Annotated in this window: 9 protein-coding genes and 1 pseudogene; 8 read left to right on the forward strand and 2 right to left on the reverse strand. The window is 47.5% G+C overall.

Annotated features, from left to right (window positions below):
- From CPT76_RS09715 to CPT76_RS09745, 7 genes and pseudogenes are all read left to right on the forward strand, one after another.
- The coding region (locus CPT76_RS09715; RefSeq protein WP_146116198.1) for a DUF1793 domain-containing protein at positions 1–603 on the forward strand (603 nt) is incomplete at its 5' end.
- Between the two features lie 364 nt (positions 604–967).
- A complete protein-coding gene (locus tag CPT76_RS09720) occupies positions 968–1,267 on the forward strand; it encodes an IDEAL domain-containing protein (protein ID WP_105442774.1) in 300 nt (99 codons plus the stop codon).
- A gap of 220 nt (positions 1,268–1,487) precedes the next feature.
- The gene (locus CPT76_RS09725; protein ID WP_105442775.1) at positions 1,488–1,970 is read left to right on the forward strand and encodes a DUF2975 domain-containing protein; all 483 of its coding nucleotides are present in this window, start codon (positions 1,488–1,490) and stop codon (positions 1,968–1,970) included.
- A gap of 169 nt (positions 1,971–2,139) precedes the next feature.
- Positions 2,140–3,017: pseudogene (gene rarD / locus CPT76_RS09730) on the forward strand (EamA family transporter RarD).
- A 373-nt stretch (positions 3,018–3,390) separates the two neighbouring features.
- Entirely contained in the window at positions 3,391–3,660 is a 270-nt protein-coding gene (locus CPT76_RS09735; RefSeq protein WP_105442776.1) for a MarR family winged helix-turn-helix transcriptional regulator, read from the forward strand.
- A gap of 77 nt (positions 3,661–3,737) precedes the next feature.
- Complete coding sequence (locus tag CPT76_RS09740) at positions 3,738–4,721, forward strand: aldo/keto reductase (RefSeq protein WP_258168245.1); 984 nt, start codon at positions 3,738–3,740, stop codon at positions 4,719–4,721.
- Between the two features lie 34 nt (positions 4,722–4,755).
- A complete protein-coding gene (locus tag CPT76_RS09745; protein WP_105442778.1) occupies positions 4,756–5,634 on the forward strand; it encodes an SDR family oxidoreductase in 879 nt (292 codons plus the stop codon).
- 378 nt (positions 5,635–6,012) lie between these two features.
- Here CPT76_RS09745 and CPT76_RS09750 read toward each other — a convergent pair whose 3' ends face one another.
- Positions 6,013–6,840, reverse strand: coding sequence for a helix-turn-helix transcriptional regulator (locus CPT76_RS09750; protein ID WP_105442779.1), 828 nt, complete (start codon positions 6,838–6,840; stop codon positions 6,013–6,015).
- Positions 6,841–7,058: 218 nt separating this feature from the next.
- On the opposite strand from CPT76_RS09750, the gene CPT76_RS09755 reads away from it, so the two are divergent.
- Positions 7,059–7,808, forward strand: a complete 750-nt coding sequence (locus CPT76_RS09755) for an SDR family oxidoreductase (RefSeq protein WP_105442780.1) — start codon at positions 7,059–7,061, stop codon at positions 7,806–7,808.
- 188 nt (positions 7,809–7,996) lie between these two features.
- On the opposite strand, the gene CPT76_RS09760 is transcribed toward CPT76_RS09755, so the two are convergent.
- A partial coding sequence (locus CPT76_RS09760) for an MFS transporter (protein WP_105442781.1) occupies positions 7,997–9,085 on the reverse strand: 1,089 nt, incomplete at its 5' end.

Consider the following 9,085-nt stretch of genomic DNA (forward strand, 5'->3'; position numbering starts at 1 on the left):
CAGCTGTGTACGGACGATTTTGCAGGGCACTTGGCCCATAACTGCAACTTGTCGCTTAAAGCGATCATGGGCATCGCCAGCTTTTCTATCTTGAACCGCATGGCAGGAAATGAGGAAAAGGCAGAGGAACTCATGGAACTCGCCCGATCGATGGCGGAGCAATGGAAGTCTATGGCTGCGAACGATGACGGTACGTTCCGTCTGGCATTCGATCGCCCCGGCTCTTTTAGCATGAAGTATAATGCCATCTGGGATAAAATCTTCGGCCTGAACTTATTTCCTGAAGATACGTTCAAGGCAGAGACGCAAGCCTATATCGAGAAGCATTCGGGTCCCTACGGCCTTATGCTGGACAATCGCAACACCTACACCAAATCCGATTGGATCGTGTGGAGTGCCGCGCTCTGCGAAGACAAGGATGATTTCAATACGATCGTCGATCGGTTATGGCTCGCTTACGATCAATCGGAGAGCCGCGTTCCGATGACCGATTGGTTCCAGACGACCGACGCGAAGATGGTTGGTTTCCAGAACAGATCGGTACAGGGCGGGTTATTCATCAAGCTTCTTATGGATAAGGAGATTTGCAAGCTTCAATCGTAGTCAACGACTTGCATTAGAATAGCGAAATTGTCAAATCCCCCTTTGAGTATTTATTCTGAAGGGGGATTTGCTGTCTTTAGTGGACAAGGTAGATATCAGCTGAAAAATCACAATGCGTGCCAAGAAAGCCAATGGTGATAACGTTTATTTGAGCTAAAGGGGAACCTATAGCTCAATGAATACAGGTGAAGGTTACAGCGAACATTATGATCCGCGATCCAATAATATAAACTGACCAGACGCTAACCAAAGGTAACTAGGAATATTCAGGCGCTTTTTTCTAATTTGATGACATGAAGCATAAACATAAACAAAGGCGATCCTTTAATTCTAAGTAACAGACTCATTGGAGGCTGATGGGATTATGACCGAAGGAGATTGGGTATTGGCCTGCTACAGAGGGCAGAAGGTAACCGGCTTTTTGTTGCTGATGCGGGAATCCACGGTTTTGGTTCAAGCCACAATTCCACATGATTTGGGAATTATCGAAGTTTCTACGGATCGGGTTTCTTGGAATAACAACGCTGTGATATGTATGGACGATTTACCGGAACTTATAGATCTCTCCTTGGATTGGAAAGATAAAGAGTGGTTTGAGAAGTGGACACACGAACTATCGTTATGGAAGCGGTTAACGGATCAAAATGTATCGATGAGGTCGTGAATAAACAGGCCCGGTGTTAAACCGATGCTATATCTGGGATGCAGGCGTTAAGCTAACGGGCAGTTTTGTTGAATGAGTTGTCAATTTAACATTTTAAAGGAAGAGCATTTCTTTGTAATGAGAAATGCTCTTTATTTTTATATAAAACGATATTAATTTATTGTAAAACAATAAATTATGTGGCAAAGTAAAACTGACATTAAATAAGTGAGGTGCACTTATGAAACGAGGAACAACACTCTTTTTGAAGATAGCTGTTATTATGATTGGAATACCGATTCTCGCATTGTGCATATTTGTAGTGCCTAAGATTGGGAATTTTGCTGGAGAATTGTATCCCAAAATAGCTTATATGAAATCTCTCGTAATAATTGATATGTACGCAGCAGCGATTCCTTTTTACTTTGCTCTGTATAATGCCTTTAAACTTTTAAGCTATATTGATAAGAACCAAGCGTTCTCGGGATTATCGGTAAGAGCATTAAAAAATATAAGATACTGTGCCATCACAATCAGTACCCTGTACCTATTAGGTATGCCACTCTACTATCTCATGGGAAGGAGAGTTGACCCTCCAAGTTTCATACCGATGGGATCGGTCATTATTTTCGCCTCTATGGTGATCGCCGTTTTTGCCGCTGTTCTCCAAAGACTTTTACAAGAAGCGATTCATATAAAATCAGAAAATGATTTAACGGTCTGAAGTGGAGCAAATGGCGATTATTTTTACTATTGATGTGATGTAAGTAAAACGAAAAATGTGCGTAACGGAGCTTTCGGGGATTTGGGCTAAAATATTAATCTCTTTACTTAAACGATGATCGAGGCGTATAATCCGTTAAGACATCGGAGTAAGGAGAGAGAAATTGATGATGAACAATGGGTTGGTCAATGCTATTATCGCGTATATCATGTGGGGGATTCTCCCGCTTTATTGGAAGTTGTTTAACGATGTGCCGGCAGGCGAGATACTGTCACATCGGGTTGTCTGGTCGTTCGTTTTTATGGGAATTTTCGTCGCCGTCCAGCGTCGCTGGGGTGACATGAAACGGATTGCGGCTAGCCGCTCGCTCCTGCTGTCGCTAACCGCTAGCGGACTGCTGATCGCTGCTAATTGGCTCATCTTCATCTGGGCGGTCAACAACGACCATGTCGTCGAGACAAGTCTCGGCTATTATTTAAACCCGTTGGTGAACGTGCTGCTTGCGGTCGTCTTCCTTCGTGAGAAGCCAAACCGTGGCCAATGGCTCGCGATTGCCGTTGCTGGCGCCGCGGTGCTCATCATCGCCATCGACTACGGACGGTTCCCATGGATCTCAATCTCACTGGCTGCGACGTTTGGCTTGTACGGCCTCGCGAAGAAGAAGATCGGACAAGACGCTTCTGTAGGCTTGCTATCGGAGACAGCTGTAGTCCTGCCCGTTGCGCTTGGTTACTGGATCTATTTGGCGGCTGTGGGAAAAACGACGGCATGGACGCTACCTGTGTCCACTTTCGTCGAACTGCTACTTTCAGGGGTGGTAACCGCGCTACCGCTGCTTTTCTTTGCGCGAGCGGCCGCCCGGATGGCGCTGTCCACGCTCGGCTTCGTACAATATATCGGGCCGACGATCATGCTGTTACTGAGCGTATTCGTGTTCAAAGATCGGTCTCGCCGGTTCTTCTCATCGGCTTTGCGCTCATCTGGACAGCGCTTGTCGTATACGCTACGGCATCGGTTCGCGGCACGAAACTCGCGAAGGCTCGCTGACGGCGGCATAACGTCTACCCGATACCGTTATATCAGCCATTTCCGTCCGCTGAGGGGGAGATGGCTTAAAGAGGCCCTGCAGGAGAGCTGGAATGAGGGCAGTGGCGTACAATACATACGAGTTATTGACAAAAATAACTACCCCATATATAGTGTAGTCATCTACATAAATTAAAGGAGAAACCTATGCCAAGCTTTTTCGATATGTACCCTTATAGCCTATACATCAAAGTTATTGCACAACGGGTCCGGAAATCATCGACCAGCTTCTGAAGGACCATGGCTTGAATAGCTCGCAAGCGATTCTTCTCTCGCATATTCATCAATCCATTGAGGAGCATATAGAGATCAATCGAAAGTATCTTGAAAAACAATGGCTTTAAGCGGTCCATCTGTGACAAATTTATTGAACGGTTTAGAAAAGTCCGGATTTATCACGCGTACTAGCAACCCTAAAGATGGACGCAACCTTCGTATTGACATAACAGATAAAGCCAAACAATTTCTTAGCGAGAGGAGTGATGCCTTCTCGAAATCTGAAGAATTGATCACACAAGGGATGTCGGATGCCGAAAAAGCCATGTTTGTTTCTTTGCTGACCCGTGCTTTTGAAAACGTCGAAAAACTGCCGCCGAATGGATGAATTTACCACATTTGATTATTTTTTGAACAAATATGTAGATGGCTACATAATTTTATTTTAAAGTTCAGGAGGTTTCCATGATGAATGATCAACCAAACGGACTGGAGCTATCCAGAATCGGACTCGGATGCGGTCATATGTCAAATGTCAATGAAGCTGTCAAAAGTGCAGGCATTGCTGCCATTCATACCGCTTTTGAGAGCGGAATCAATCATCTCAACACAGGGGACTTTTACGGTGCCGGCCGAAGCGAGATGGTCATCGCCGAAGCGCTGAAAGGGCACAAAAGGGATGACTATTTTATATCGCTGAAGTTCGGAGCATTGAATGCGCCAAGCGTCTCCTTGTACGGACTGGATGTTTCCCCCAGAAATGTTAAAAACTATCTTGCCTATTCGCTCACACGACTCAATCTTGACTATATTGATCTGTATCAGCCCGCAAGAATTGATCTGGGTATTCCTGTAGAAGAAACGATCGGCGCCATTTCCGATTTGGTTAAGGCTGGCTATGTCAGACAGATTGGAGTCAGCCAGGTTGACGCAGAGACGTTGAGAAGAGCGCATGCCACGCATCCGATCAGCTGGGTGGAAGTCGAATACTCGCTTTTTAACCGAAGTATCGAGAAAGAACTTTTGCCAACTGCGAGGGAATTGGGCATCGGCGTTGTTGCTTTTGGGGCATTGGCTCACGGTCTTCTTGCCGGCCATTGGACAGTTGAGCGGATCGAAAAGAGCAAGGGCGGCTATGTTCCGTTGTTTTTTGAAGAGAATATAGGAAAGAACGTTGCCCTGGCCAAAAAACTAGAAGAGATCGCCGTAAAAAAACAAATGACGTTATCCCAACTGGCGTTTGCATGGATATTATCCAAAGGCGAAGATATCATACCACTTATCGGTACCGTATCCCCGGTTCATCTTCAAGAAGCTTTGCAATCACTCGATATTCATTTGACCGAAAAAGATACCATGGAAATTGAAGATGCAATACCAGAACAGGAGATCGCCGGCGCTTCTTTTCCCAATATGCAATTTAGAAACGGGAAGACTGTTTCCGTATAAACACGATCATACAAATGAAAGGATGTTGTTTGTTATGCTAATCGTTACCGGAGCCAATGGGAAATTGGGGCGGGCCGTAGTAGAACAACTACTCAAGCGAGTACCTGCCGAGGAGATCGGTGTCAGCGTCCGCGATCCGAATCAAGCACAAGAGCTTCGAGAACGTGGAGTTCGTGTCCGTCGGGGCGACTACGACGATGCCGAGCGTCTGCACCACGCTTTTGAGGGGGCGTCACAGGTTCTCATCGTTTCGTCCGGCATCATGGGCGAGGCTGACATCCCGCATGGCATTCAGCAGCATCAAACCGCGATTGACACGGCAAAGAGGGCAGGGGTTACTCGGGTGCTATACACAAGTCATATAGGTTCTTCCCCAACCTCACACTTCGCCCCTATGATTCACCATGCAGCTACGGAAAAACTGCTGAAAGCTTCAGGTATGGCCTTCACATCGCTCCGTAATGGCTACTACGCCGCATCGGCACTCCTGTTGATCGGTGGAGCCATAAAAACAGGGGAACTGATCGCTCCTGAGGATGGTCCGGTTGCCTGGACAGCCCACTCCGATTTGGCCGAGGCTGTGGCGGCCATCATCAGCGAGCAGAAACTGGATGGCATAACCCCCAATCTTACGGGATCCGAGGCCATTGACATGGAAGGGATTACGACAATCGCTTCCGAGGTCTTGGGGCGAACCATCCGCCGAATCGTTGTGTCGGACGAAGAGTTTCGAGATCGCATGAAGGCTCAAGGCGTGCTGGAAGCGAGTATAAATATGCGGATGGGGATGTTTCTGGCAAGCCGTCAGGGCGACTTCGCACAAGTCGATCCGGCTCTGGCTGATTTGATCGGCCGGCCTCCGAAAAGTTTTAGAGAGGTCCTGAAAGAGTCGATTTCTCAACAGCAAGGTTGATTGCGTTAAAACAATGATTACTGCAAAGCCAGGTTCGCTATTCTAATTGGTAGGTTAGTTTCAATTGTGATTAAGGAACAGAGCGCTTTATTAAGTTTCAAACTTTCTGAAAACAAGCTTTTAGCGCTAAACTAACGGGATAAGTTATCTTTTAGCAAAAGTGAAGTCCGTTACACTAACGTGAGTCCAACAAAATGAAGGAGCAGTTTTGCCGACGGCAGCTGCTCCTTCTTTCAGCTACTGGGCAGGATAGTTTAAAGATTAAATAGAACATTACGGTAAATGAAAGGGGAGAAATTACATGCTATATCACTTTAATGTGGATGATAGTATCAAAGTATTTGTTCCTAAAGAAATATCAAAATCGGGATCATGAACTTACTTAAGCAACTCTTCCAACTGTTCTTCGGTTCCCGAGTTTTCAAGTGGCGTGAACACCCTCATTGCAAAAGCGCTGCTTTCAGATATTGTAAACGTATGGTAACGGAAAGTCAGCTGGCCAGCTTCTGGAAGATGGATTATTTGTTCTCCTTCCAAAATACCGGAAACATCCTGTCGATCCCATAACGTCCTGAACTCTTCGCTCCTGTCATATAACTTGTCGAATAGCTCTTGGAACCACGAATCGTTCATGTACAAGGCAAACCGATTTCTGAAAAAAGCCACCATCGTAGAGGCGACATTTTCCCAGTTAACGATGCGGGACTTGTTGTCTTCGACCTCGAAGACGCGCCAGAGCATATTTCTTTCGAGCTCCGGGGCTCGGTTTAAGTCTCCGCACAACGTACCCGATATTCGGTTCCACGCAAGAACGTTCCAGTGCCTGTCGATAATGTAGGCCGGGTAAGTTCCCATTCTGTCCAGAATCCGCTGAAGGGAAGTGGGAACGGAATCATCCGCTTTTGGCTGAGAAAGTGAGGAATGATTGGCCAATACGAAAAGATGGTTGCGTTCGTCGCTACTAAGCCGTAATGTTCGTACCAAGCTTTCCAAGACTTGCTCAGACACATGAATGTCCCGGCCTTGTTCCAGTGCGGTATACCACGGCAAGGAGATGCCTGATAAGCTTGCCACTTCCTCCCGTCTTAAGCCCGTTATACGACGGCGCGATGTATCTACCAGCAATCCCGCCTCTCTTGGGGATATACGCAAGCGGCGTGACCGGAGAAAGTCAGCCAATTGTTTACGTCTTCTTTCATCATTCATCACAAAGTTCCCTCTCCAATATGGTGATAGAAATTATAGCAGTATGAATTCAGATCTATTTGTTGGTACTATGACTCATTATAATCTACTTATCTTCCGTCGTGAAGGAGAGTCGGAGATAAGACAAGCTGTACCGAAATTCGCATTGATCACTGTTCGCGGCTGAAGAGAATCATATTGCAAGGCCGGTCCAACTATCGAAAACGAAGGAGAATATTATGGTGAAATCAGAACAGATCGAACGTGGGCATTGTTTCAAGGGAAAGCGTGTTGTTGTTCTTGGAGGAACGTCCGGAATCGGGTTTGCGGCAGCCGAAGCCGCTGCATGGGAAGGGGCATCCTTGGTCGTAGTGTCCAGTCAAAAAGAAAGAGTTGACCGTGCTGTCTCACGTTTGCCTGAAGGTACCCAGGGATATGCGGTTGATATGACAAATGAGGAACAAGTTCGTCAATTTTTCAGCGAAATCGGGGAATTCGATCACTTAGTCTTTACTGCCGGCGATACATTGATGGTTGAAAGTCTGGACGCCACCGACGTCGACACAGCGCACCGATGGTTTAACGTGCGATACTGGGGAGCGTTTATGGCCGCCAAATACGGCAGCCGAAATATCAGACAGGGAGGGTCAATCACGTTGACTTCCGGTGTTGCCGGAGTTCGTCCACAGAAGGGGTTTACTGTCTCAGCCAGCATATGCGGCGCCGTTGAGTCCCTCACCAGGGCGTTGGCCGTCGAGCTGAGCCCGCTTCGTGTCAACGCCGTTTGCTTCGGACTTATGCGTACAGAGTTGTGGGATGGTGTTCCTGAGGAACAACGGAACGCAATGTATGAACATACTGGGAAATCATTGCCAGTTGGGAGAGTCGGTGAACCGGAGGACGGCGCTGAGGCGTTTCTCTACTTAATGCGCGAGAAATATTCCACCGGTCAGATCATTGTTGTAGATGGCGGTTCTACTCTGGTTTAAGTTTCTTGAAATATAAACGGTGAACGTAAGCCTCTTCCATCAAAACCCACCCGGAAGAGGCTCCACCTCACAAATATCTCCGCTTTACACTTACACAAATTGTTAATTCCATACGATGTATTGATAGCTAGAGGGATATATCGGGTCACAACAAGAAGAGCTCCGGGAACACCCGGAGCTCTTCATCATCACTGCCAATTCCGCTTATAAAGCACAACGAAGAGTATGCCGCCAAACACACTAAGCGCTATAAAAATCAGCATCATATTGCTGTACAGCGCGGCCGTTTGGCTCGTTAAGGTCCCAACTATCGGAGCTTTCAACCACGGCTTCGTCAGCAGTCCGCCGACAGCGGCTATGCCGATCCCTTCCGCGAGGAAGCAGGTGAAGTTGAGCATGCCAATACCGGATCCCGTTTCATTTTCTTCCAGCGTACTTGCGATACTTGCGGAAACAGCGGTTTTTACAAACGATAGGCCACCAAATGTCAGAACCGTCGATGCTGAAATAACCCATGGCGTCCGATCCGTCAAGAACAGGACGACTAGAAAACCCGTGGTAATCATGCACAATCCGGTCAGCATCGCAGCTATATGACCGCGGCGGTCAGCAAGCATCCCGCCAAGCACCCCGAACAGAATGACGCTCAGAGTGCCTGGGAACAATATTGCGCTTCCGATGAGGCACGTCGTCATATCGTACACTGAACTCATCAGATAAGGCACCATGGAAATAAAGCCTGCGACTGTGCCGAGAAGCAGTGCGCCTGTAAGCACGGCCGAAAGGTACCTTTTCTTACGGAACAGGAACGGTTCCAAGAACGGCTCCCGGTGCCGACGACTATGAAAAGCAAGAAGCGCAAACAAAACAATAGTTGTAGTCAAGTAGATCCAATGAAGCAGCGTCATAAACAGCGCAAAAGACAAAATGCCTGAAGACAACAAGATCGCTCCAGTTATATCAAATGCTTTTCCCTCTGTCGGCTCGTCAGGCAGCGTCCGAAGTACGAACGGCATGGCCAGAAGCGACAGCAGCGGCAGCGCAAACAACAGCGACCAATGCATGTAGCCGGAAACCGTGCCTCCGATGACCGGGCCGAGTCCCTCGCCAAAGGCAACGACTGAGCCAATCAGGCCGAAAGCTTTGCCCTGATTTTCCGATTGAACAACCTTGACGATCATCACCATAATGAGCGACGGAATGGCCGATGCCCCGATTCCCTGAAAAAAACGCGCGGCCAGCACGCACGGATACCATTCATAACCCAACAGGCCGAG

It is taken from the genome of Paenibacillus sp. AR247, from assembly GCF_002968895.1.
Lineage (GTDB): Bacteria > Bacillota > Bacilli > Paenibacillales > Paenibacillaceae > Paenibacillus_AQ > Paenibacillus_AQ favisporus.